The organism is Pedobacter nyackensis (assembly GCF_900176505.1).
In the GTDB taxonomy this organism is placed as follows: domain Bacteria; phylum Bacteroidota; class Bacteroidia; order Sphingobacteriales; family Sphingobacteriaceae; genus Pedobacter; species Pedobacter nyackensis.
This window is the reverse complement of record NZ_FWYB01000020.1, coordinates 21758-44169: the sequence shown is the minus strand read 5'-3', so window position 1 is coordinate 44169 and position 22412 is coordinate 21758. Positions and strand designations below refer to the sequence as shown.

The window sequence follows — 22412 nt, the reverse complement described above, 5'->3', positions numbered from 1 at the left end:
AAATAAAAATGCTAAAAAGTCTATTTTTTTTTATCCGTTTCTTTTTATTCTGGCTGCTTTTCTTTTTTATTGATCGCCTGATATTTATACTTATTAATCATAAAAAGGTAGCTCATGTTTCTTTAGCGGAAACCACAGCTACATTTTATTATGCTTTACCCTTAGACTTGTCCATGACGGCTTATATTGCTGTCATTCCGCTTTTAAGCTATGTCTTTTGGCTTCTAAATGGCCGCAAGGTAGTCGAACTGAAATGGCTATCCATATATAACACGATACTGGTATGCTTATTCAGCATACTCTCCGTTGTTAACTTTAACATTTATAGGGAATGGGGCAGCAAGGTAAACGCCAAAGCCCTCGACTTCGCCTTTTCATCGCCAAAAGAAGCAGTGGCATCAAGTGCCTCTTCTCCAGCGGCTTTATCGATATCATTATTGATCCTGCTAGTTACCTTAGCCCTGTTCCTACAGCGCTATGTAGTTTCAAGAAAACTAAACTTCACAGCCAATCCGATTTGGCTTAGAGGACTGCTCTGTCTGGCTTTGATGGCTTCAAACTTTCTGCTCATCAGAGGAGGAGTTGGTGTATCACCAATAACCCAAAGCAGGGCTTACTTTTCAAAAGAGCAGGTATTGAACAATGGAGCAGTAAACACAGAGTGGAATCTGATTTCAAGTATCCTGTCTGCTAAAATGACTAAGGCCAACCCATATTTATATATGGATCACAAACAGGCTAATCAGGATATCAAAGCTTTGTATACTCCATTAAAGGACACTACGGTTAACATACTAAACACCAAACGTCCGAATGTAGTATTGGTTATCATTGAAAGCTTTACGTCCGACCTGACTAAAACCCTGGGCAATGAAGATGGTATTACTCCGAATTTCGACACCCTGATAAACAAAGGGGTACTTTTCACTAACATCTATTCACCAGGAAGTCGTACTGACAAAGGGCTAATTGCTACACTGGCAGGTTTCCCTACCCTTGGTACCGGAAGCATCGTAAAATGGCCGGAGAAAATGCAAAAGCTACCAGCAATATCCAAATCTTTATTTAACAACGGCTATAATACTTCCTTCTATTATGGAGGAGAATCTGAATTTGACAATTACAAAGCTTTCATTTTAAGCCATAATTATCAGAAGTTGGTTGACAAAAACAATTTCACAGGTAATGAAATGAAAACCAGATGGGGAAAATTTGACGAACTGGTATTTCAAAGGCAACTTAGCGACCTGAACCGTGAAAAACAACCGTTCTTTTCTACTATCCTTACACTAACCAATCATGAACCATTTGAAGTACCCGGAACTCCGAAATTTAAGGGTACAGATAATGTAGATAAATTCAAAAGTACCTCCTACTATACCGATTCTTGCATCAATGCTTTTCTAACCGACGCAAGGAAACAAGTGTGGTATAAAAATACACTGTTTGTATTTGTGGCCGATCACGGACACCTATATCCAAAAAACACCTACGACATCTCTACCCCTCAGCGTTACCATATCCCATTGTTATTTTATGGGGATGTTATTAAAGCTGAATTTAAGGGGCGTAAATTTAACAACATTGGCAGTCAGACTGATATTGCGGCTACCTTGTTAACGCAATTGGATATCCCGGCAATTGATTTTCTATGGAGCAAAAACCTGCTTAACCCCTATAGTAAACCTTTCGCTTTTTTCAGCTGGGACAATGGAATGGGCTTTATTGACCATCAGCAATGTGTTACTTTTGATAATACAGGCAAAATGATCCTATACAACAGCAATGAAAAAGATACTTCGCAAACTTCAAAAACACTCGATTATGCAAAAGCATATCTACAAAATGTATATCGTCAATTTATAGAACTTTAATAAAATGAACTTCAGAAACATAGTTTTTAAACTGGCATTGGTCGTCCTAATCGGCTTTTACGGAAAAACCCATGCGCAAAATAAGCCTGAACTAAGGTGGACAAAAGACGGGAATGCTTACTACCAGATTATGGATGGTGAATTGGTGACGATCTCCTTACCAGAAAATGAGCGAAAAACCATTGTAAGCAGAGATTTACTTTACTCGAGCGGTGTAAACCTGGGTAATATTAAAGATTTTGATCTTTCTCCTGATGGCACCAAAGTGCTCCTATATACCAATAGTAAGAAGGTTTGGCGTTACGAAACCCGTGGCGATTACTTTGTGGCTGACTTAAAAGCCAATACCCTTACTCAGGTAGGAAAAGGCAAACCGGCCTCATCATTGATGTTTGCTAAATTCTCGCCGGATGGAAATAAAGTTGCTTATGTAAGTCAACATAATCTTTATGTAGATGACCTTCAAAGCAAAAGTTCTAAAGCATTAACGAGTGATGGTACCGACAGAATGATCAATGGAACCTTCGACTGGGTGTATGAAGAGGAATTTGATTGCAGGGATGGTTTTAGATGGAGTCCTGATGGGCAATCTATTGCCTATTGGCAAATTGATGCGACAAAGATCAGCAACTTCCTCATGATTAATAATACAGACTCTATTTATGCTTTTACCATTCCGGTAGAGTATCCTAAAGTTGGACAGGATCCTTCTTCCTGCAAAATAGGTATTGTAAGTATCGCGAGTTCACAAACCAAATGGTTGAACATTCCCGGCGATAAAGTACAAAACTATATCCCAAGAATGGATTGGGTGCCTAATACCAATGAGGTTATATTACAACAACTAAACAGAGAACAAAATGTAAGTAAATTGTTTATCGCCAATGCTGCCACCGGAGAAACTGGTACCATTTATACCGAAACCGACAAAGCCTGGATTGATCCGAACAAGGACTGGGAATGGGTAAACGGTGGAAAAGAGTTTATCTGGATGAGCGAGAAAGACGGATGGCGCCATGCATACCGTATCAGTAAAGACGGAAAGAAACAAACCCTGATTACCAAAGGAGATTTTGATGTGATAGAGAAATCACTGGTTGACGAAAAAAACAACCTATTCTATTATATCGCTTCTCCTACAAATGCTACTCAGAAATACCTGTTCAAAACAAAATTGGCAGGAGGCGGAAAACAAGAAATGGTTACTCCTTCTATTTTACCTGGTACACACACTTACGAAATCTCGCCAAATGGCATATTTGCGCGCCATACCTATACCAGCGCAATTGTACCTCCTATTACCGAATGGATGAAGCTAACAACCTTAAACCCGCTAACAATGGCAGGCAGCATCACCAATCAGCTAGGTAAAATAAAACCTCCTAAGAACAAGGTTGAGTTTTTTAAAATAAAAACCGAAGATGGCGTTGAACTGGATGGCTGGATGAAAAAACCTGATAATTTTGATCAGACGAAAAAGTATCCTGTAGTATTTTATGTATACGGTGAACCAGCTTCACAAACAGTTACGGACACTTATGGTGCAGGTCAGAACTGGCTTTATGCCGGTAATATGCCTCAAGATGGTTACGTGTATATTTCAATAGAAAACAGAGGCGCCCCTGCCCCTAAAGGACGCGAATGGCGTAAAAGTATTTACAAAAACATCGGGATATTGAACATTCGCGATCAGGCAATGGCCGCTAAAAAGATTTTGGATTGGTCGTTCATAGACAAAAACAGGGTTGCTGTTTGGGGCTGGAGCGGCGGCGGTTCATCAACATTAAATCTGATGTTCCAGTATCCTGAAATTTATAAAACAGGAATAGCCATTGCTGCTGTAGGAAATCAGCTTACTTACGACAATATATATCAGGAACGCTATATGGGCTCTCCTCTCGTTACTAAAGAGGCTTATGTTAAAGGCTCACCAGTTACTTACGCCAAAAACCTAAAAGGTAATCTGCTTTACATCCATGGAACCGGAGATGACAATGTGCACTATCAGAACGCCGAAATGTTGATCAATGAACTGATCAAAAACAGAAAGGTATTCCAAATGATGTCGTATCCTAACAGAACCCATAGCATAAATGAGGGCGAAGGCACGTCCGAACATCTTGCACTTACTTATACCCGCTTTTTACAGCAATTTTGTCCGCCGGGAGGGAAATAAATTAAAAACTTCCATATAGCATTGAGGCCGCCATTTTAACAAAAGGCGGCCTCAATGCTTATACAAAGAAAATAATAGTCAATTTGTAGCGGAAGAATTCCGCTTGTATTTTAAAACGGCAATTGAACGATAAATCTGGATCCCTTATTTTCACCTTCACTTTCGGCATATATCCTACCTCCATGTGCTTCCACCAATACCTTTACAATAGAAAGGCCAAGTCCTGTAGAATGCTCCCCACCGGTTGGTTGGGCACTTAAGCGGGTGAAACGCTGAAACAATCGCCTTTTATCATCAAGAGTTAAACCAGGGCCTTCATCTTCAATTATAATATTCAATTTTCCCTCTCCTACCTTTACACTTACAAAGATATTGGTATTTAATGGCGCATATTTAATTGCATTATTGATTAGGTTATCGACCACTTCATTCAGTTTACCTTCATCAGCATTCATAACCTGATCCGTTTCAGATATGAAATGTATGGTCTGTCCTTTTTTTTCAGCCAGCAGCTGATTCATCCCCACCACATTGCTTACCAAATGAGACACATTTAGCTTTACCAGAAGTAATCTAACCTCTCCGGCTTCCATACTACCTGATTGCAGCAATTCATCGATAATGCGAACCATATTTAAGCTGGCAATCTTTATCTGATCGCACATGGTATCTACAACTTCAGGATCATGCTTTTTAAGCTTAATCAAATCAGCACGTACAGGTATAGTAGTTAACGGATTTTTTAAATCGTGTGCCGTTGTATTTAAAATTTGATTATGCTGAGCTTCCGACAATTTTGAAGCAAGTTTCAGCTCAATCTGATCCATTACGATATCCCTTAGGTCTCTTAAAACTTCCTGTTCATCATCGGTAAGTGTTCTTGGCTCTTTATCTATAACACAAAAAGACCCCAGATTAAACCCATCCTTTGTTTTAAGTGGATATCCTGCATAAAATCTTAGTCCAAAATCACCAGCAACCAATGTATGGCCCATTGTTCTTGGATCTAGTGCAGCATCTTCAACCATATAAAAATCATCGGCTAAAACTACAGTTGCGCATAACCCTTCTTCACGATCCATCTGTTGCGCATCCAGTCCATACTTAGATTTAAACCAAACTCTATGCGAGTCAACAAGACTGATAATTGCCACAGGCACTTTAAGGAGTTTTGCGGCAAGTTTAGTTAGTTTATCAAAGGTATGATCCGGGGGAGTATCCAGCACATCATACCTCTTTAAGGCCCTAACTCTTTCTTTTTCATCTGTAATCAGATCTTGATCTGTGTATGTAGCCATGAGATTATTAATAGAGATAACATAAAGTTATGCATTGTTCAATCGTAAAGCAAATTATAATCCTCTACTTAATAACGGCCGATCGCTTACTACTGGTATACGCATTAAAAATCCCCAATGCTCCATTACTAAAATTAGAAACCGGATTTGACGGTGCTACAGGCGGCCCACCCTCACCACTACTCTGACTTAAACTATAAAAATAACGGTAAACATTACGGTCTATACATTGCAGCTCTACATGTAGGCTATCGCCAACCATTAAATCCTCTAGTTTATAAAATATTACATCAGAAACTTTGTTGCCATCGGTAAAGCGATCTTCACTCACCATATCCTCTTCCGTCTTTCCGTTTGACCTTAATATATATCGGTACTGATTCTGTATCCCAGCGGGATCATTATAATTAACGGCCATATAATTGTTTGTGGCGCCAAAAAAATTAAACTGTTTGAAGGTCAGTGAATCCAATACTACTCTACCCGGCATGGTTGAACTTGCTGTATAAGTTTTGCCACCTACAGTAACATCAAGCGTATATTTATTACCTGGAAGTCCCCTGAGTTTGACACTTTGATATACACCTGGTGAAACTTCGGTATAACTTATCTTAGTTCCATTTGGCCTGATTAACACAACCTGGGCACCAGCAACCCCATTAAACTTATTAGGCTCTGTAAAATTATAGGTCCTGGAAACTTTTACCAGTTGATTCTCATTTTGGTCACTTATTCCGCCGTCAATAACAATAACGGGCTCGGAATTATCCAACTTAAGATCAATCACCTCCTCACAGCTGCTAAATAATGTCCCTACAAAAAGCAAAATCAGTAAACGTGTCCTATTAAATTCCATCATTCCCATTAAATAAATCATCTTATTAAAACTTAAAATTCCAGGTTACCGAAGGTATAATTCCAAACAAGGTTGTACGTACCGCCTGTGTTTTGGTTGCATCATCCGGATCATCCTTAAAATCAATAGAAAAGGCATTTTTACGATTGTATAAATTATAGATACCGAACGACCAGCTAGACTGCAATCTCTTTCCTGGCTTCCCCTCAAGTGTAGCCGAAACGTCTAAACGATGGTATGCTGGCGTCCGGGAACCATTCTTTTCTGTATAATAGAAAACCGTGCGGTCATTAATCTGGTATTTTCCACTTGGATAAGTAACTGCATTTCCAGTATTATAAACGAAAACCGACGAAAAGGTCCAACGCTGACTTGCCTTATAAATACCAACAACTGACAAATCATGTGTTCGGTCCTGTTTAGCATAAAACCACCTGCCATTGCTAATGGCATCAAACTGTCGCTCTGTACGCGACCAGGTGTATCCTAGCCAACCATTGAATCTACCAAATCTTTTCTTAAAAAAGAGCTCCAGCCCATACGCCCGACCATCACCATACAATAAATCGGCTTCTACATTTCCATTTCCGCGCAAATCTGTTCCACTCCGGTATTCTATTTGATTTTGCATCCATTTGTAATACACTTCAGCAGAAAACTCATAATTATCATCGTTAAAATTTCTGAAATACCCCGCAGCTACCTGATCAGCTATCTCCGGTTTTACATTGTTGCTGTTCATAATGTACAAATCCGTTGGAGAAGTAGATGTTGAGTTCGACATCAGGTGCACATTCTGAATATTACGTGTATAAGCACCTTTTAATGAACTCGAATTGTCCAGCCGATAACTGGCCGATAACCGTGGTTCAAGATTAAGGTAGCTTTTAACAAATTCGCCAGCCTTATAGTAGGTTGTATTTGTAGTGTTGCCATCCACATCATATGACTTGATATTACCCGGTCCCATTAAAGAAAAACTACTCAGGCGCAAGCCATATACCAGGTTCATTTTGCTACTTACTGTCCATTCATCCGACACATAAGCAGCAAGCTCAAGTCCTTTACGGTCTTCGTATTTTGTTGCATTAACACTTGATGTTTCTGTTGCGGTCAGCTTACCTGGTGCAATCGTGTGGTGAATTGCATTTACACCAAACTTCAGGTTATGATTACTACTCAAACTATACTCAAAATCCTGCTTCAGGTTAAAATCTTTGATGGCTGAATTCACTTCAAAGTTGTTCTCTTCCATGAAATTTTGAATTACATAATTGTAATTGCTATAAATTAAAGAAGTATTAGAAAATAGCCTACTGCTGTATAAGTGATTCCAGCGTAGTGTAACCGTCGCATTGCCCCAGTTAAATCCAAAAGTATCAGAAAGGCCAAGTTTATCCCTTCCAAAATACCCGGAAAGATAAAGTGTATTTTTTTCATCCAGCTGATAGTTGACCTTAGCATTTAAATCGTAAAAAAAGAGCGTATTGCTATTAATCGAACTATCCGAAGACAGCTTCAAAAAAGCGTCCAGATAAGTTCGCCTGGCACTTAACATAAACGAACCTTTATCTTTTACAATCGGACCTTCTACTTTGAGTCTGGAAGAGATTAATCCAATCCCCCCCTCAGTAGTAAATTCCTTTCGGTTTCCATCGTTCATTTTAATATCGAGTACTGAAGCTAACCGGCCTCCATATTGCGCGGGCATTCCGCCCTTATACACACTCACATCTTTTATCGCATCCGAGTTAAAAGTAGAAAAAAATCCGAGCAGGTGCGATGCATTGTAAACAGGTGCCTCATCCAAAAGGATCAGGTTCTGGTCTGTCGAACCACCCCGAACATAAAACCCACTATTCCCTTCACCGGCAGACTTTATTCCAGGAAGTAGTTGCAGTGTTTTAAGTACATCACGCTCTCCCAGCAACACAGGCACATTGTTAATTTCCCGTACATTTATTTTCTGTAAGCCCATCTGCGGGCTGCTCACATTTTCATTTCTCTTCGTTGCCGAAATCACCACTTCATTTAATTGGTTATCTTCTTCCAGAATAAAATTAATTCTAGTGTTTTTAGTTACATTAATATTTTGCTTAACCGTTTTATATCCAATAAAAGTAGCTGAAATCTCATAGCTCCCCTCCTGTGAACTAATCGCATAAAAACCATATGAATTGGTCACCACAGCGGTACTGGTATTACCTGTTAACTTCACACTTGCGCCGATTAATGTTTCGCCAGTTTTAGCATCACTTATATTTCCGTTAACAGTTATTTTATTCTGAGCAAATATGAATCGTGGTTGAGCAATTATAATAAGAAGTATCAGAATAACTCTATTGGTGTTTAGCATAATTACAACGTAAATCGTAAAAATAGAAAATTAAAATTTGCAGTTAGGATTAATCTTACCAAATTAGCTTTTCAAATATCATATTAAAATGTATCGGAAAATTGATGATTTCCTGAAAGACTGGAAAAATGAGGAAGAGTTTACCTTAAAGATTTTTAGTTTAATCAGTGCTGAAAGCAAATCCGAAAGGATTCACGAGGATGTCCGTACTTTAGACCGACTTGCCTGGCATTTAACTCAAACCATCACTGAAATGGGGAAACGTGCCGGGTTACTTGCTGAAGATTTATTGGAACACCAGGATATTCCTGAAACCATAGAAATAATCAGTGACATTTACAAAACCAACTCTGAACTACTTTGCCGTGCTGTACGATTAAAATGGACAGATTCGGCTCTTGAGGAGTTGGTACCGATGTACGGCGATGAGTGGATGAAAGGAAAAATTTTACATATACTTTTGACCCATCAAACGCATCACCGCGGACAAATGACTGTAATTATGCGTGTATTGGGAATACCTGTTCCGGGACTTTATGGTCCTTCTAAAGAAGAATGGGTTGCAATGGGCTTACCGGCTATGAACTAACATTATTAAAAAACCGACCCTATGAACGAATTCTATTGGACTTATCAGCAAACAAAATTCAGGGGTCTCAATTGGATTCCAGATAAATTTGATAAAGTAATGATCATTGTTCATGGTATTGGGGAACATATTGGCCGTTATGATCATGTTGCAGCTTTTTTCATGGAACGAGGTTATGCAGTTACCGGTATAGATCATTATGGCCATGGGAAAACGGACGGACTTAGAGGGGCTTCCCGGGGCTTCGAATTTATGTTCGATTATCTGGAAGCTTTCTTAAGTCATGTAAAAACGCAATTCGAGAAACCTGTAGTAATGTATGGACATAGTATGGGTGGTGGTGTGCTGACAGGGTTTTTGCTTAAACGACAGCCCAAATTGCTGGCAGCAGTAATTTCTGCTCCTGCACTCATCGTTGCCATGCGACCGGGTGCATTTCTGAAAGGTTCTTTAAAAGTGCTGACCAGCCTGGCTCCAAATGTTCGCGTAGGTCAGGGACTTGCTATTGAGAAAATCTCACATGATCCAGCTGCTGTTGAAAAATTCAGGAAAGATCCGTTACGCCATGACAGACTTAGTTTCAGACTGGCTAATGACATGATACAGAATGGAAGCTGGTGTCTGCAACATGCAGATCAGTTACATGTTAAATCTTTGCTTATACATGGTAACGCCGATGAGTTTACTGCAGTAGAAGGTTCCCGACTATTTGCTGAACGTGCGCCCAAAGAATTGCTTACTTACAAAGAATGGGACAATTTGTATCATGAAATGCATAATGAACCGGAAAGCAAAGAAGTATTGCTTTTTATTAACAAATGGTTAGATAGATAAAATAAAAAGCTCCCTGATCGGGAGCTTGAGCAATTCTGATTCCTGCAGCTTAATTCAGATTATTCCTTCTCAGTAAATGGGTTAAATCAACAAAATGCCCCGTGCCTACTTCGTTTAGCACAAAAAAGCTGAATGTTCCATTAATTTCCCCAAACGCCCCCAGTTTATTAACCAGCAAATTGTGATAATCCTTCATATCAATTGCAAATATCTGCAGGAGAAAATCATAAGTCCCACTGACGTGATGACAAAGAGAGACCTCCGGGACACGATTTATAAACTCCAGAAAAGACTTTAGATTTTCGCTACTATTACTAGCTAAACTAATCCCGGTAATCGACATCAGTCTACGGTCCAGCATCTTCCTGTTCAAAACAGCTACATATTGTTTAATGTATCCTTTGTTCTCTAACTTTCTTATCCTTGCTCTTACTGCATTAGGTGATAAGTGGGTTCTTCTGGAAATTTCATGAGCACTAGCCCGTGCATTTTTTTGTAATTGAGACAGGACCTTAATGTCCTTCTCATCTAGATTGTGAGGCATATAATTAGAGTTTTTTTGAATATGACAAAATTACTGACAATGGAATGCTAGAAAAACTATCCATAGATACTTTTTAAAATCAAATTATTTTCTATTGCACTCACTACGTATTCGACTTAAAAAATTAGGGCTCATCTCTAAATAACTGGCAATGTGTTTTATAGCAAAACACTGTTCTATTCCAACACCAAAAACCCTAAGAAACTCCTGATAACTTGGTCTCGCCTTCAACCTTAGGAGGTCCGTTTTCTCTAATTCATCCACCCCTTCCATCGCCATAATACTGTTTGCAAGATCTCCTGCCTCCGGTGCATTTAATTTTAGTTTTTCAAAACAACTCCTGGAAAAGGGAACAACCACAGCACCAGCAGATAATTCAAAATTAAAAGGACTAGGCTTATCATTAAAAAAACCTGAATGAATAGCAGCTATTTTACCTGGCCCATAAAACCTTACCGTCTTTTCAAATGGTAGCCCCTCCTTGTCCTTTGCATCGACAAAACAACGCCCATATCCAGACTTCAACCAGAAAGAGGCTGTACAAATTTCTCCTGATCTTACGATCCGCTCCTTTTTAGCAAATGTCCGTACCCAAAGCATCGGCGAAATACATCTACGAAGGTGATCACTAACATTTAATAAGCCATTCAAATAGCGAATAAAATCATCAACCACCTGCATATCGAATTCAGAGTGCGTGAGTTCTTCGCACACTCTACTACAAAACTTCCCGGTGTAGTCGGCCTTCTGTCCGCATCTACCAATTAAACATTTCTTATCTTTTTGCATAATTTAATATTTTCTATAAACTATACATGTTCCTTCAAAGAAACCTCGATAAGCAAGTGCTTTTATAAAATTGTTACACAATTACGTAATACTCAAAAACAGAAAAGCCTGCTTTATAATTGAATTACAAAGCAGGCTTTCACCTATAAAAATTAATATCTGTTATATTACGATACCTGTTTACCTAAATTCTGTATCCAATCGGCAAACATATTCTGTTCCATCTTTACAACCACATCTGCATGTTTTTCCCAGTCGGCCGAAAAGGTCTGCAACTGATTTATCATTTCCTCCAAATGTCCTTCCTCCTCCAAAATAATAGATTTGACATTTACTTTACTCCCTGCCTTGGTTAAAACATCCTGGTAAACAGGATATAATTCATCCGCTCTTACTTCAATAGCGTAGGTAACAAACAAATAAGCAGCAAATTTCAACTCACATCCTATCAAATCAAACTCCTCCTTCAAATAACGACAAACTGCTACATCCAGTGCATTCAAATAAAACTTAGTATGATTAGGTGTTAAAAGCTCATCATTGGTATAAGTTTTACAAAGATCTCCATCCAACTTGTCCAATTGCTTTTTCAAATAATAAGCATGACGGTGCTCTTCAGCGGCATGTTTAAGAATAATCAGGTTCACCTGCTCTTTATGTTCAGATGCCGAAATTTTCTTTGCTCCAGCATTCTCCATGTAAGACAATGTATTTAACCATTTGGAGTGTAAAACATTATCATTTACTATATTCTCCAAAATTGCCTGAATCTGCATATTTATATATCTTTTAGTGCCTGTAAAATCGTTCGGTAAATATACTCCAGATCTTCATTACTTATTACATAAGGAGGCAAAATATATAATACATTGCCTAAAGGTCGCAATACGATACCTTGTTCTAAAAAATACAGATATAATTTATCCCTTAATCCACATAAATAAGAAGTATCATTACCCGTCTCCCATTCCATGACCAGTATAGTACCAGCTTGCCTGATCGCTTTCAACTTAGGATGGCCTTTGATCTTTTCTGCAAATTCACGGTGTTTACTTTCTACCCTTTTAATATTCTCCAGTGTTTCCGGCTTCAATAAGATATCCAAACTTGCCAATGAGGCTGCGCAGGCTACAGGATTAGCTGTAAATGAATGCCCATGGTACAGCGTTTTAAGCTTATCGTCACTTAAAAAAGCCTCAAATATCTTAATGTTACAGGTTGTCACACCAAGTGGCATCGTACCACCTGTAAGTCCTTTTGAAAGGCAAAATATATCGGGTTTAAGACTTAATGCTTCGCATGAAAAGTACTTTCCTGTACGACCAAAACCCGTCATTACCTCATCTGCAATGGTTAAAATACCATGCTTCTGACAAGTAGCAAGCAGTTCGTCAAGATATTGAGCTTCATACATCAGCATTCCACTGGCTCCAAGTACCATGGGCTCGAAGATAAAGCAGGCAACCTCGTTAGACAGGTAGTTAATTTTCGATTTAAGCTGCTCGATATTCTGGGCATTGGGTAGGTCTATAAACTCTACGTCAAATAGCAATTGGTTAAAGGGATCAGTAAATATACTTCGACCGCTAACCGACATGGCGCCAAAAGTATCACCATGATAGGCATCTTTAAAAGCAATGACTTTTTTACGGGTAATTTTACCAGTATTAACCCAGTACTGTAAACACATTTTTAATGCTACTTCAACTGCGGTAGAACCATTGTCGCTATAAAAAACTTTAGACTGATCTCCAGGCAATAGGAGCAGCAAACGCTCAGCCAACTGTACGGCAGGTTCATGTGTGAATCCTGCAAATATCACATGTTCAAGTGTATTCAATTGTTCGGCAACTCTAGCTGCAATATGGGGGTGTGCATGACCATGAATATTCACCCACCAGCTGGAAACTGCATCAATATACTTTTTACCTTCTTCGTCAAACAAGTAAACTCCCTCTCCTCTTACAATAGGAATATGAGGTAAAGGGTTTTTCATTTGGGTATAGGGATGCCAGATCACCTGTGCATCACGTGTTGTCAAACTCATAATTCGTATTGTTTCAGTAATAGCTCCACCGCAGTTTTATCTGTTTTAAAGGTCACATTGTCTGTTTTAAGTTCATCCAAACCAATCCATCTGAAAGACTGGGAAGTGCCTTCATCAAAATCAAAAGCAATGGTTTTAAAACTAAGGTTCAATGGATATACTTCTTTAACCAGGTAATAGATGCTTAATATCTGACTATCATTAAATGAAGACTGCTCGTAAAAATCAGTAGTATATAAATGGCCCAGCACCTCTATTTCGGCATTACATTCCTCCATAAATTCCCTTTTAAGGGCATCAACAAGACCTTCACCAAGTTCAAGACCTCCTCCCGGAAATTTACTAAAAAGCTTACCACCCGATTGTTCATCACTAATCAATACCTGATTTTCAGCATTAATTAGCAAGCCGTATACCCTTACGTTAAAATAACTCATTGATCAAAATGTTTTTGGTTTTTAGTCGCATTTTCTATAGTCCACTTAATCTCCCCTCTAAAAGGCTCTTGTCTGACCGAACATTCCTTCATTCTGCAATAATTGCAGCAGGCCGGCAAACAAGGGTCGGCATGAATAAACAGCTCGGCCATATGATCAGCATTACCATTAATAATTTTATCTATTTCAGAAATTTCCTGATGAACACGGTTCAGATCAAAATAATAAGGAAGGGTAATATGGCAATCGATATGGAGGTCGGCACCATATTGCTGCGCCCTTAAATTATGTACATCTATCCATGGATCTTTTCTGCTTTGCTGCAGTATGTCTACAATGCTTTTTACAAGCTCAACATTACTTTCATCCATCAAGCCACCTACCGAACGTCGTGTTAGCTTATAGCCATTAAATACTATATATAGTCCAAAAATGATAGAAATTAAACTATCCAACCAAAAAATCCCGGTCATTTTAATAAGTATAATCCCAATCACCAATCCCGCACTTGTAACGGCATCGGTTAACAAGTGTTTTCCATCTGCCTCAAGGGTAATGGACTTATATCTCCTCCCCGTATTGATTAAATAATAGGCAAGAACAAGGTTTACTACCCCTGTAACCCCAATAATAGTAGCACCTTCAAAGAGCTGGACAATTGGTTTTGGATAGATAAAATCGTATCCCGATTTAAAAATGATGATAACACCTGCTATTCCAATCAGTACACCTTCAATAAAAGCAGAAAAGAACTCTACCTTCCCATGCCCATACGGATGGTTCTCATCCTTTGGCAAAGTAGCCAGATAAATGCTATAAAACGCGAAACTACTAGCCAGAACATTCACAATACTCTCCGCTGCATCTGTTAGGATGGCATTGGAATTTGTCATGAAGTAGGCTACGAACTTGGCCAGCATGAGCAATATGCTGACGCACAGTGCGATTAGTATGGCTTTTTTTTTGGGTTGCAAATTGCTGAGTTTAGCAGCCAAAAATACATTTTAACCCTGAAATTATGATAAAAAGTATTTTTTTTAGTTTATAATACCGTCAGGTTTCTATATTTGCTATTTCACAAAATAATATTTGCTTGCGCATTAAAAACTATGACATTTTTATCAAAAAGAATCAACAACCTATCTGAGTCGCAAACCATTAAAATGGCGAAGTTAGGAAGAGAACTATCTGCAAAAGGGATAGACGTTATCAATTTAAGCTTTGGTGAGCCGGATTTCTTTACACCGAACGAAGTGAAGGAAGCAGCGAAGAAGGCGATTGACGAAAATTACTCTTATTACACCCCGGTTTCAGGTTACCCTGAATTACGTAAGGCTGTTGTTGAGAAGCTTTTGAAGGAAAATGGCTTAACCTATACTTTTGATCAGATTGTGGTTTCTACGGGAGCAAAACAATCACTGGCCAATGCAGTAATGTGCTTGGTTGATCCGGGAGAGGAAGTTATCGTTCCAACTCCTTACTGGGTATCGTATTCAGAAATGATTAAGCTTGCAGAAGGTGAAACTGTATTCATCAACGCTACAGTTGAGAATAACTTTAAAATCACAGGAGCACAATTAGAAGCAGCAATAACACCTAAAAGTAAATTGTTCATGTTCTCATCTCCATGTAACCCAACAGGATCTGTTTACAGCAGAGAAGAACTTGCTGATCTGGTTGCAGTATTTGAAAAACACCCGAACATCTATATCATTTCTGATGAAATCTATGAGCACATTAATTTCGTTGGAAAGCACACGTCAATCGCAGAATTTGACTCTATAAAAGACAGAGTGATCCTGATCAATGGTTTCTCTAAATCTTATGCTATGACTGGCTGGAGAGTTGGCTATATGGCTGCAAACAAAGAAATTGCAAGTGCTTGTGATAAACTACAAGGTCAAATCACTTCTGGAACCTCATCTATCTCACAACGTGCTGCTTTAGCTGGTTATCAAAGTGGATTAGCTTCAGTAACACCAATGGTTGATGAATTCAGAAAACGTAGAGACATCGTTTATGCTTTATTAAAAGAAATCCCGGGTGTTAAAGTAAACCTTCCTGATGGAGCGTTTTATTTCTTCCCTGAAGTGAAATCTTATTTCGGCAAAAAGAATGGCGAAACAGTTATCAATACTGCTGAAGACCTTTCTTTATACTTATTGAATGAAGCCCATGTATCAACAGTTACCGGTGAAGCTTTCGGAAACGAAGACTGTATCCGCATCTCTTACGCTGCTTCTGAAGATCAATTGAGAAAAGCAGTTTCAAGAATCAAAGATGCCTTAGCTAAACTTAGCTAATCATTATATCACAGTTAATCTAACACAGATTAACCCCAAAAAAAGCAGGTTCCAAATGGAACCTGCTTTTTTTTATTCTAACTTTTTTGCTTCTAAGCCATCCTTTCTGCTCTTTAATTTTGGAGTAGCGAGTTTTATGCAGGTCCGACATTTCTAAACAATATAAGCATGCAGTGAGAAAGCCTTGGAAGATTTGCTCCTTCTTCAGGAGCCTAATATTCCAGATTTCGAATAGTCCTGCTTATATTGTTTAGTGCAGAGGCCCCATAATTACGAGCGGATCGCTTCTACAGGATCCAACCTCGACGCCGAATAAGCCGGCCAGAAGCCTGAAATCGTACCAATCAGGAACGACACCCCAATACCCAGCATTATGTTACTCATATACAATACCATATCAAAGCCCACTGCACCTAAAATCAAAGTTCCAATATATACAAGCAACAAGCCTAATAACCCACCAAGCAAACAAAGGGCTACTGCTTCAAATAAAAATTGCAATAAAATAAAATAATTTTTTGCGCCGAGTGACTTCTGAATACCAATGATATTGGTACGTTCTTTTACAGAAACGAACATAATATTAGCAATACCAAAACCGCCTACCAGAATAGAAAAACCTCCAATTACCCACCCGGCAATATTCACAACAGTAAACATTTTATCCAGCTGATCAGAAGCGATTGTACTCTTATTCAACGCAAAATCATCTTCCGATCCGGGTTTTATTTTATGAATAGCACGCATTGCTCCTCTTATTTCGCTTTCAATTTCTTCGAGTGCAATATGCTCCATCCCTCTTACAGTGATCGTGGGACCGTAACGGCCATTTTCTACATCAAACAATCCTTTTGCAAAATTTAAGGTAATGAGCATATTTTTATCCTGCGACATTCCCAGCATATCCTCCCCTTCTTTCTTAAACACACCAACAACCGTTAGCTTGCGTCCCATTACCACGATCCGCTTACCTATTGCAGGTTCTCCATTAAATAAACCATCAGCAATTTCAGCGCCCAGAATAACCACAGGTGAGCCCGATTTACTTTCATTTTCAGTGAAGTACCTTCCCTCCTGAAAATCAACAGTCCATGTTTTGTTAAAATCATGTGAAGCTGCTCTTAGCTCTGCTCCTTCTACCGAATTACTGCGATATTTAACAGTTCTCCCACTCGCTGAAACCTCATAAGAAACGCCAACAGCATGCTCCATTCGCTCTTTTAGTGCTTCATAATCCCTTAATGACGGCTCAGGTCTATTTACATATTTCCACCATGGATAATCTCCAAACCCACCCCATGGCCATTTCTGAATAAAAATAGTTTTTGAGCCTAGCTTATCAATACTAGCTTGTAGCTTTGCTCTGAAGGTATCAGCGGCAGAAAAAACGAATATGATAGCAAAAATACCGATAGTGATTCCCAACAAGGAAAGCATGGTTCTCAGTTTATTTTGGCGCAAAGCATCAGCTGCGAACCTAAAACTTTCTCCTATTAGTCTGATAATAATCATAATTAAAGTTTAGACCAAAACTACCCAAAAAGGTTACAGTAATACTTCAGTTATAATATAAAAAACATCTTCACCTAAAAAATATTAAAACTCTTTAATCAACTCTAAAAGAAATGTATCCTAATCAGGATAATATTTTGTAAATTTGCGGCCTTAATTATCACATCAAAACATATGAAGTTATCTCAATTTAAGTTTAATTTACCCGAATCGCTGGTTGCCAACAACCCTTCTGAACAAAGAGATGAAGCCCGTTTAATGGTTTTACATAAGGATAGCGGTAAAATTGAACATAAAATATTTAAAGATGTTTTAGATTATTTCGATGATCAGGATGTTATGATCCTAAACAATACTAAGGTTTTCCCTGCCCGTTTATACGGAAACAAAGAAAAAACCGGTGCTACTATTGAAGTGTTTCTGTTAAGAGAATTGAATAAAGAGCTTCGTTTATGGGATGTTTTAGTAGACCCGGCACGTAAAATCCGTGTTGGGAATAAATTATATTTCGGTGATGACGATCTTTTGGTTGCTGAGGTAGTAGACAACACTACTTCACGTGGCCGTACCATTCGTTTCTTATTTGATGGCACAGATGAAGAGTTCAGAAAGAACATCGAAATTCTAGGTGAAACACCACTTCCTAAATATATCAAACGTAAGGCTACTGCCCAGGATAAAGAACGTTATCAGACTATTTTCGCAAAACATGAAGGTGCTGTTGCAGCTCCTACAGCAGGTTTGCACTTTAGCAGAGAACTGATGAAACGCCTGGAATTAAAAGGTGTAAACTTTGCAGAAGTTACTTTACATGTTGGATTAGGTACTTTCAGGTCAGTTGAAGTTGAAGATCTAACCAAACATAAAATGGATTCTGAGCAATTCATCATTGAACAGAAAGACGCGGATATAGTAAACCTGGGAATAGAACGTAAGAAAAAAATCTGTGCAGTTGGAACCACGTCAATGCGTGCAATTGAATCTGCAGTTTCTTCAGGAAGAATGCTTAAACCTGCTAACGACTGGACCAGCAAGTTCATCTTCCCTCCTTACGATTTCAGTATTGCAAACTCAATGATTACTAACTTCCATACTCCAGAGTCAACATTATTGATGATGGTTAGTGCTTTCGGAGGTTATGATTATGTAAGACATGCTTATGAAGTAGCTTTGAAAGAAAAATATCGTTTCTACAGTTACGGAGATGCCATGTTGATCATCTAACGTAAAGATTAAAAAATTACTGATAGGAGATTTGAAACCATTCGTTTTAAATCTCCTATTTTTGTTTATAAGCACCCCATCAAAATAATCAAAAGATGAAATATTATGCCATTATAGTGGCCGGCGGATCAGGCAGCAGAATGCAAAGTGATATAGCAAAACAATTCTTATTGCTGGAAGGGCTACCTGTATTAATGCACACCATAAAAGCATTTAGCGAATGTTCATTAATACCTCATATCCTGCTTGTACTCAATATTGATCTGCACAAATACTGGGAAGAACTTTGTCTGCAACACAGCTTTAACATCCAACATGAGGTAGTTAGTGGCGGATCGCAAAGATTTCACTCGGTTAAAAATGGCTTAAAAGCTATTAAAGGCAAAGGAATTGTTGCTGTTCATGACGCAGTAAGGCCACTGGTATCTGCTGAACTCATTTCAAAAAGCTACCAGGTTGCGGAAGAAACCGGAAACTGTGTTGTTGGGGTTACACCAACAGATTCGGTAAGAAGAATATCCGAAGGAGGAAAAAGTGAAGCATTAAGCAGAAATGAACTGGCCCTAATACAAACACCACAAACCTTTGACATCGATTTACTCAAAAAAGCATACCAGACTCCTTTTAGAAATGATTTTACAGATGATGCTTCCGTAGTGGAATATTCAGGAGTTAGTATAAATCTGATTGAAGGAGAAAGACAAAACATAAAGATCACCTATCCGGAAGACCTGGAGATTGCGTCGATTCTGATGAAGAAAACAAAAAAGGCTCCTTTATAGGGAGCCTTTTTTGTTTGTTATCCATTAATATTCGTCTTCATTAAAGAAGAAGTCATCCTTGGTAGGATAATCAGGCCAAATTTCTTCAATGGTTTCATAAGGCTCACCATCATCTTCCAAGGCTTGTAAATTTTCGATCACCTCTACTGGGGCACCTGATCTAATACCGTAATCAATCAATTCATCTTTTGTTGCAGGCCATGGAGCGTCTTCCAAATGCGATGCGAGTTCTAATGTCCAATACATATTTCTTATACTATTAAGTTATTCAAATTTATTTCGCAAAAGTATATTAAAAAACATGAGCAAAACAAATTTTTTTTCTACTATTTTCAGTTCTATCATTCTTACGTTTAACAGGACTGAAACATCATTAATTATAATCGCGGAATCCAGATGTTTTCTTCCGTTTTAGCATCTGCATTCAGTTTTCGTGCCAAAACAAACAAATAATCGCTTAAACGATTCAAATAAATAGTCATTTTTTCGTCAACAAAGCTTTCTGAGGCCAAATGAACCGTTAAACGCTCTGCACGGCGACAAATACACCTTGCAATGTGACAATAAGATACGACCGTATTTCCGCCAGGCAGCACAAAATGCTTCAACTCGGGTAGCACCTCGTTCATGTCATCCATCTCCTTTTCCAATAAATTGATATCGCTTTCATGGAGATCAGGAATCTTCATTCTCGATTTTTCCGGATCAGCAGCCAGAGAGGCGCCAACCGTAAAAAGGCGATCCTGTATTTCTTTTAGTATTTTTTGATGGTGCGGCGCTATATCCTGGCACATGATCAATCCGATATAGGAATTCAATTCATCAACTGTACCGTAACACTCTATTCTTAAATGATACTTAGGTACGCGGGTTCCTCCGATCAAAGAGGTCAACCCCTTATCACCGGTTTTCGTGTATATCTTCATAAATTAAACTATTGTTTCAAAGTCGTCATTCTTCGCCATCATGCTCGACAAGCGAGGCGATACCGTTTTTACAACTTCATTCTGGTAATCTTTTTCAATCAAGCCATCCCGCATACGAACAATACGATGGGCATGCTGGGCGATGTCCTCTTCGTGCGTAACCAGGATAATCGTGTTTCCTTTGCTATGAATTTCTTCCAGCAAGCCCATTATCTCCACAGAGGTTTTAGTATCCAGGTTTCCAGTAGGCTCATCAGCCAGAATAATAGAGGGATTATTGATCAATGCCCTTGCAACAGCCACACGCTGACGCTGTCCGCCTGAAAGCTCATTAGGCTTATGAGTTACCCTATTACCTAAACCAACGCTCTCAAGCGCTTTAAATGCACGCGCATCACGTTCCTTCTTGTTTGCTCCGGCATAAATCAAAGGAAGCGCCACGTTATCCAAAGAAGTAGAACGGGGCAACAGGTTAAAAGTTTGAAAAACAAAGCCGATCTCTTTATTACGAATGCCGGCAAGCTCATTATCCGACATTTGACCTACACTGGTTCCATTTAAGATATATTCGCCCTTACTAGGCGTATCTAAACAACCTAAAATATTCATCAGGGTCGATTTCCCGGAACCGGAAGGTCCCATTAGCGCCACAAATTCTCCTTTATGAATATCCAGTGTAACAGATTTCAGCGCATGGATAACCTCGGTACCGATTACATACTTACGACCAATATCTTTAATATGTATTAATGCTTTATTTGACGCTGATGTACTCGTGGCTCTCTCCATTGCTAGTTTTTTGATGTTAGACAGTCTCCTGCATTCCAATGTTACAGCTTCCTCTACTTTTCTATGATCTTTGGCACCATAAAAAATGACTCATTGTGAAGGGCGGCATTCTTCAAGCCATCCGCTGTGCTGATCTCCTGCTTCACCTCATCTTCGCGCCAAACATTTTCATCAGCATTCATATACACCAAAGGCTCCACACCCGTGGTATCCAGTTCATTTAACTTTTCCATAAAAGTAAGGATCTTGTTCATATCAGGTATCAATGCATCAATTTCTTCTTCTTTAATGGCTATTCTTGCTAAGTCTGCTACTTTATGTATGGTTTGCTTATCTATAATCATTTGTCAACAAGTTTACTGTTTATCAGTTCAAAAATACGGTCTTTTAACTCATCTGAATCATTTATTGTCAAATTGGTCGTCAAAACAGGCTTATGGACATAAACATCACCTATTCCCGGTTTCGAGCCATATTTCGTACCATCATCCCACATCATTTTCCAGACGTTCGTTAAGCTCACCGGTACTATAGGAATTCCCTTTTCAATCGCTAATCGGAAAGGCCCGTTTTTAAAAGGCATCAACTTTGGCGGATAATGCTCGTCGGAGATTTTCCCTTCCGGAAAAATAATCAGGCTCATCCCCTTTTCCAGATTATCACCTGCACGTTTAAATGCTCTGAAAGCCGACATTTTACTATCCCTGTTTACAGGAATATCAATGGTCTTAAAAAATATCCTCAAAACCGGATTTTTCAGCAATTCATCTTTCCCCATAAAATAGAAACGCCCCTGTGCCAGCATGCAAAGAATCATAATATCATGATTCGATGTATGGTTTGAGCAGTAAATATAATTTTGATCAGCTTCCAGTGGCTCTTCGAAAGTAAAACGAGGAACAAACCCAATAAAAAGAGCACATAACCAACTCTTTAGCTTACGCAAGCCATTTAACAGACCATAGGTACCAGGATTTTTAGCCGCCAAATAATAGAACGGGTAAAAAGCCAGGGAGAAAATGGAGATAACTATTGTAGAATAAGCTCTATGTACTTGTTTAAGGATTTTAACCATT

Annotated in this window: 22 protein-coding genes; 7 read left to right on the top strand and 15 right to left on the bottom strand. The window is 38.8% G+C overall.

Going from position 1 to position 22412, the window contains the following annotated elements; genetic code table 11:
* The first annotated feature begins 8 nt into the window (after nucleotides 1-8).
* Both B9A18_RS23225 and B9A18_RS23220 read left to right on the top strand, forming a co-directional pair.
* Nucleotides 9-1874, top strand: a complete 1866-nt coding sequence (locus B9A18_RS23225) for an LTA synthase family protein (RefSeq protein WP_084292035.1) — start codon at nucleotides 9-11, stop codon at nucleotides 1872-1874.
* Between the two features lie 4 nt (nucleotides 1875-1878).
* Nucleotides 1879-4050, top strand: a complete 2172-nt coding sequence (locus tag B9A18_RS23220; protein WP_084292033.1) for a S9 family peptidase — start codon at nucleotides 1879-1881, stop codon at nucleotides 4048-4050.
* Between the two features lie 110 nt (nucleotides 4051-4160).
* Here the strand turns inward: B9A18_RS23220 and B9A18_RS23215 are convergent, their stop codons facing one another.
* The 3 genes from B9A18_RS23215 to B9A18_RS23205 all read right to left on the bottom strand — a co-directional run bounded on the left by B9A18_RS23215 (nucleotide 4161) and on the right by B9A18_RS23205 (nucleotide 8560).
* Nucleotides 4161-5348: a GAF domain-containing sensor histidine kinase gene (locus B9A18_RS23215; RefSeq protein ID WP_084292031.1), complete on the bottom strand. Its 1188-nt coding sequence runs from the start codon at nucleotides 5346-5348 to the stop codon at nucleotides 4161-4163.
* Nucleotides 5349-5412: 64 nt separating this feature from the next.
* Nucleotides 5413-6225, bottom strand: coding sequence for a DUF4249 domain-containing protein (locus B9A18_RS23210; protein ID WP_235005424.1), 813 nt, complete (start codon nucleotides 6223-6225; stop codon nucleotides 5413-5415).
* A gap of 4 nt (nucleotides 6226-6229) precedes the next feature.
* Nucleotides 6230-8560, bottom strand: coding sequence for a TonB-dependent receptor (locus B9A18_RS23205; RefSeq protein ID WP_084292029.1), 2331 nt, complete (start codon nucleotides 8558-8560; stop codon nucleotides 6230-6232).
* Nucleotides 8561-8648: 88 nt separating this feature from the next.
* Here B9A18_RS23205 and B9A18_RS23200 point away from each other — a divergent pair, with 88 nt between their 5' ends.
* Together B9A18_RS23200 and B9A18_RS23195 are read left to right on the top strand one after the other, a co-directional pair.
* Complete coding sequence (locus B9A18_RS23200; RefSeq protein ID WP_084292027.1) at nucleotides 8649-9149, top strand: DinB family protein; 501 nt, start codon at nucleotides 8649-8651, stop codon at nucleotides 9147-9149.
* Between the two features lie 21 nt (nucleotides 9150-9170).
* Nucleotides 9171-9983 carry an alpha/beta hydrolase gene (locus B9A18_RS23195; RefSeq protein WP_084292025.1) on the top strand — a complete coding sequence of 271 codons (813 nt, stop codon included), beginning with the start codon at nucleotides 9171-9173 and terminating at the stop codon, nucleotides 9981-9983.
* A gap of 49 nt (nucleotides 9984-10032) precedes the next feature.
* Here the strand turns inward: B9A18_RS23195 and B9A18_RS23190 are convergent, their stop codons facing one another.
* The 6 genes from B9A18_RS23190 to B9A18_RS23165 all read right to left on the bottom strand — a co-directional run bounded on the left by B9A18_RS23190 (nucleotide 10033) and on the right by B9A18_RS23165 (nucleotide 14774).
* Nucleotides 10033-10527, bottom strand: coding sequence for an Lrp/AsnC family transcriptional regulator (locus B9A18_RS23190; RefSeq protein ID WP_084292023.1), 495 nt, complete (start codon nucleotides 10525-10527; stop codon nucleotides 10033-10035).
* 84 nt (nucleotides 10528-10611) lie between these two features.
* Nucleotides 10612-11316: a Crp/Fnr family transcriptional regulator gene (locus B9A18_RS23185; protein ID WP_084292021.1), complete on the bottom strand. Its 705-nt coding sequence runs from the start codon at nucleotides 11314-11316 to the stop codon at nucleotides 10612-10614.
* 167 nt (nucleotides 11317-11483) lie between these two features.
* A complete protein-coding gene (locus B9A18_RS23180; protein WP_200816428.1) occupies nucleotides 11484-12092 on the bottom strand; it encodes a hypothetical protein in 609 nt (202 codons plus the stop codon).
* Between the two features lie 2 nt (nucleotides 12093-12094).
* On the bottom strand, nucleotides 12095-13363 hold the full coding sequence (bioA, locus tag B9A18_RS23175; protein WP_084292019.1) for an adenosylmethionine--8-amino-7-oxononanoate transaminase: 1269 nt from the start codon (nucleotides 13361-13363) through the stop codon (nucleotides 12095-12097).
* Nucleotides 13360-13800 carry an NUDIX domain-containing protein gene (locus tag B9A18_RS23170; protein ID WP_084292017.1) on the bottom strand — a complete coding sequence of 147 codons (441 nt, stop codon included), beginning with the start codon at nucleotides 13798-13800 and terminating at the stop codon, nucleotides 13360-13362. The genes bioA and B9A18_RS23170 overlap by 4 nt, the downstream gene beginning before the upstream one ends.
* On the bottom strand, nucleotides 13797-14774 hold the full coding sequence (locus tag B9A18_RS23165; protein WP_200816427.1) for a cation diffusion facilitator family transporter: 978 nt from the start codon (nucleotides 14772-14774) through the stop codon (nucleotides 13797-13799). The genes B9A18_RS23170 and B9A18_RS23165 overlap by 4 nt, the downstream gene beginning before the upstream one ends.
* Nucleotides 14775-14909: 135 nt before the next feature.
* Between B9A18_RS23165 and B9A18_RS23160 the strand changes: the two genes are divergently transcribed.
* Entirely contained in the window at nucleotides 14910-16103 is a 1194-nt protein-coding gene (locus B9A18_RS23160; protein ID WP_200816426.1) for a pyridoxal phosphate-dependent aminotransferase, read from the top strand.
* A 270-nt stretch (nucleotides 16104-16373) separates the two neighbouring features.
* Here the strand turns inward: B9A18_RS23160 and B9A18_RS23155 are convergent, their stop codons facing one another.
* The gene (locus B9A18_RS23155; RefSeq protein ID WP_084292015.1) at nucleotides 16374-17615 is read right to left on the bottom strand and encodes an ABC transporter permease; all 1242 of its coding nucleotides are present in this window, start codon (nucleotides 17613-17615) and stop codon (nucleotides 16374-16376) included.
* 174 nt (nucleotides 17616-17789) lie between these two features.
* On the opposite strand from B9A18_RS23155, the gene queA reads away from it, so the two are divergent.
* Together queA and B9A18_RS23145 are read left to right on the top strand one after the other, a co-directional pair.
* Nucleotides 17790-18839 (top strand): tRNA preQ1(34) S-adenosylmethionine ribosyltransferase-isomerase QueA, encoded by a 1050-nt coding sequence (gene queA, locus B9A18_RS23150; protein ID WP_084292014.1) that lies wholly within the window; start codon nucleotides 17790-17792, stop codon nucleotides 18837-18839.
* A gap of 95 nt (nucleotides 18840-18934) precedes the next feature.
* A complete protein-coding gene (locus tag B9A18_RS23145) occupies nucleotides 18935-19621 on the top strand; it encodes a 2-C-methyl-D-erythritol 4-phosphate cytidylyltransferase (RefSeq protein ID WP_084292013.1) in 687 nt (228 codons plus the stop codon).
* A 24-nt stretch (nucleotides 19622-19645) separates the two neighbouring features.
* Here B9A18_RS23145 and B9A18_RS23140 read toward each other — a convergent pair whose 3' ends face one another.
* The 5 genes from B9A18_RS23140 to B9A18_RS23120 all read right to left on the bottom strand — a co-directional run bounded on the left by B9A18_RS23140 (nucleotide 19646) and on the right by B9A18_RS23120 (nucleotide 22411).
* Nucleotides 19646-19867, bottom strand: a complete 222-nt coding sequence (locus B9A18_RS23140) for a DUF2795 domain-containing protein (protein WP_008240955.1) — start codon at nucleotides 19865-19867, stop codon at nucleotides 19646-19648.
* A gap of 131 nt (nucleotides 19868-19998) precedes the next feature.
* Nucleotides 19999-20547 (bottom strand): cob(I)yrinic acid a,c-diamide adenosyltransferase, encoded by a 549-nt coding sequence (locus B9A18_RS23135; protein WP_084292011.1) that lies wholly within the window; start codon nucleotides 20545-20547, stop codon nucleotides 19999-20001.
* 3 nt (nucleotides 20548-20550) lie between these two features.
* Nucleotides 20551-21336: an ABC transporter ATP-binding protein gene (locus tag B9A18_RS23130; RefSeq protein ID WP_084292009.1), complete on the bottom strand. Its 786-nt coding sequence runs from the start codon at nucleotides 21334-21336 to the stop codon at nucleotides 20551-20553.
* 53 nt (nucleotides 21337-21389) lie between these two features.
* The gene (gatC, locus tag B9A18_RS23125; RefSeq protein WP_084292007.1) at nucleotides 21390-21680 is read right to left on the bottom strand and encodes an Asp-tRNA(Asn)/Glu-tRNA(Gln) amidotransferase subunit GatC; all 291 of its coding nucleotides are present in this window, start codon (nucleotides 21678-21680) and stop codon (nucleotides 21390-21392) included.
* Entirely contained in the window at nucleotides 21677-22411 is a 735-nt protein-coding gene (locus B9A18_RS23120) for a lysophospholipid acyltransferase family protein (RefSeq protein WP_084292005.1), read from the bottom strand. The genes gatC and B9A18_RS23120 overlap by 4 nt, the downstream gene beginning before the upstream one ends.
* Nucleotide 22412 lies beyond the last annotated feature (1 nt).

Coding starts and splice junctions, on each gene's coding strand:
- B9A18_RS23195 (WP_084292025.1), top strand. CDS start 9,171: ATGAACGAATTCTATTGGACTTATCAGCAAACAAAATTCAGGGGTCTC.
- queA (WP_084292014.1), top strand. CDS start 17,790: ATGAAGTTATCTCAATTTAAGTTTAATTTACCCGAATCGCTGGTTGCC.
- bioA (WP_084292019.1), bottom strand. CDS start 13,363: ATGAGTTTGACAACACGTGATGCACAGGTGATCTGGCATCCCTATACC.
- B9A18_RS23135 (WP_084292011.1), bottom strand. CDS start 20,547: ATGAAGATATACACGAAAACCGGTGATAAGGGGTTGACCTCTTTGATC.
- B9A18_RS23220 (WP_084292033.1), top strand. CDS start 1,879: ATGAACTTCAGAAACATAGTTTTTAAACTGGCATTGGTCGTCCTAATC.
- B9A18_RS23225 (WP_084292035.1), top strand. CDS start 9: ATGCTAAAAAGTCTATTTTTTTTTATCCGTTTCTTTTTATTCTGGCTG.
- B9A18_RS23120 (WP_084292005.1), bottom strand. CDS start 22,411: ATGGTTAAAATCCTTAAACAAGTACATAGAGCTTATTCTACAATAGTT.
- B9A18_RS23180 (WP_200816428.1), bottom strand. CDS start 12,092: ATGCAGATTCAGGCAATTTTGGAGAATATAGTAAATGATAATGTTTTA.
- B9A18_RS23190 (WP_084292023.1), bottom strand. CDS start 10,527: ATGCCTCACAATCTAGATGAGAAGGACATTAAGGTCCTGTCTCAATTA.
- B9A18_RS23130 (WP_084292009.1), bottom strand. CDS start 21,336: ATGGAGAGAGCCACGAGTACATCAGCGTCAAATAAAGCATTAATACAT.
- B9A18_RS23140 (WP_008240955.1), bottom strand. CDS start 19,867: ATGTATTGGACATTAGAACTCGCATCGCATTTGGAAGACGCTCCATGG.
- B9A18_RS23215 (WP_084292031.1), bottom strand. CDS start 5,348: ATGGCTACATACACAGATCAAGATCTGATTACAGATGAAAAAGAAAGA.
- B9A18_RS23145 (WP_084292013.1), top strand. CDS start 18,935: ATGAAATATTATGCCATTATAGTGGCCGGCGGATCAGGCAGCAGAATG.
- B9A18_RS23155 (WP_084292015.1), bottom strand. CDS start 17,615: ATGATTATTATCAGACTAATAGGAGAAAGTTTTAGGTTCGCAGCTGAT.
- B9A18_RS23200 (WP_084292027.1), top strand. CDS start 8,649: ATGTATCGGAAAATTGATGATTTCCTGAAAGACTGGAAAAATGAGGAA.
- B9A18_RS23170 (WP_084292017.1), bottom strand. CDS start 13,800: ATGAGTTATTTTAACGTAAGGGTATACGGCTTGCTAATTAATGCTGAA.
- B9A18_RS23160 (WP_200816426.1), top strand. CDS start 14,910: ATGACATTTTTATCAAAAAGAATCAACAACCTATCTGAGTCGCAAACC.
- B9A18_RS23185 (WP_084292021.1), bottom strand. CDS start 11,316: ATGCAAAAAGATAAGAAATGTTTAATTGGTAGATGCGGACAGAAGGCC.
- B9A18_RS23210 (WP_235005424.1), bottom strand. CDS start 6,225: ATGATTTATTTAATGGGAATGATGGAATTTAATAGGACACGTTTACTG.
- B9A18_RS23205 (WP_084292029.1), bottom strand. CDS start 8,560: ATGCTAAACACCAATAGAGTTATTCTGATACTTCTTATTATAATTGCT.
- gatC (WP_084292007.1), bottom strand. CDS start 21,680: ATGATTATAGATAAGCAAACCATACATAAAGTAGCAGACTTAGCAAGA.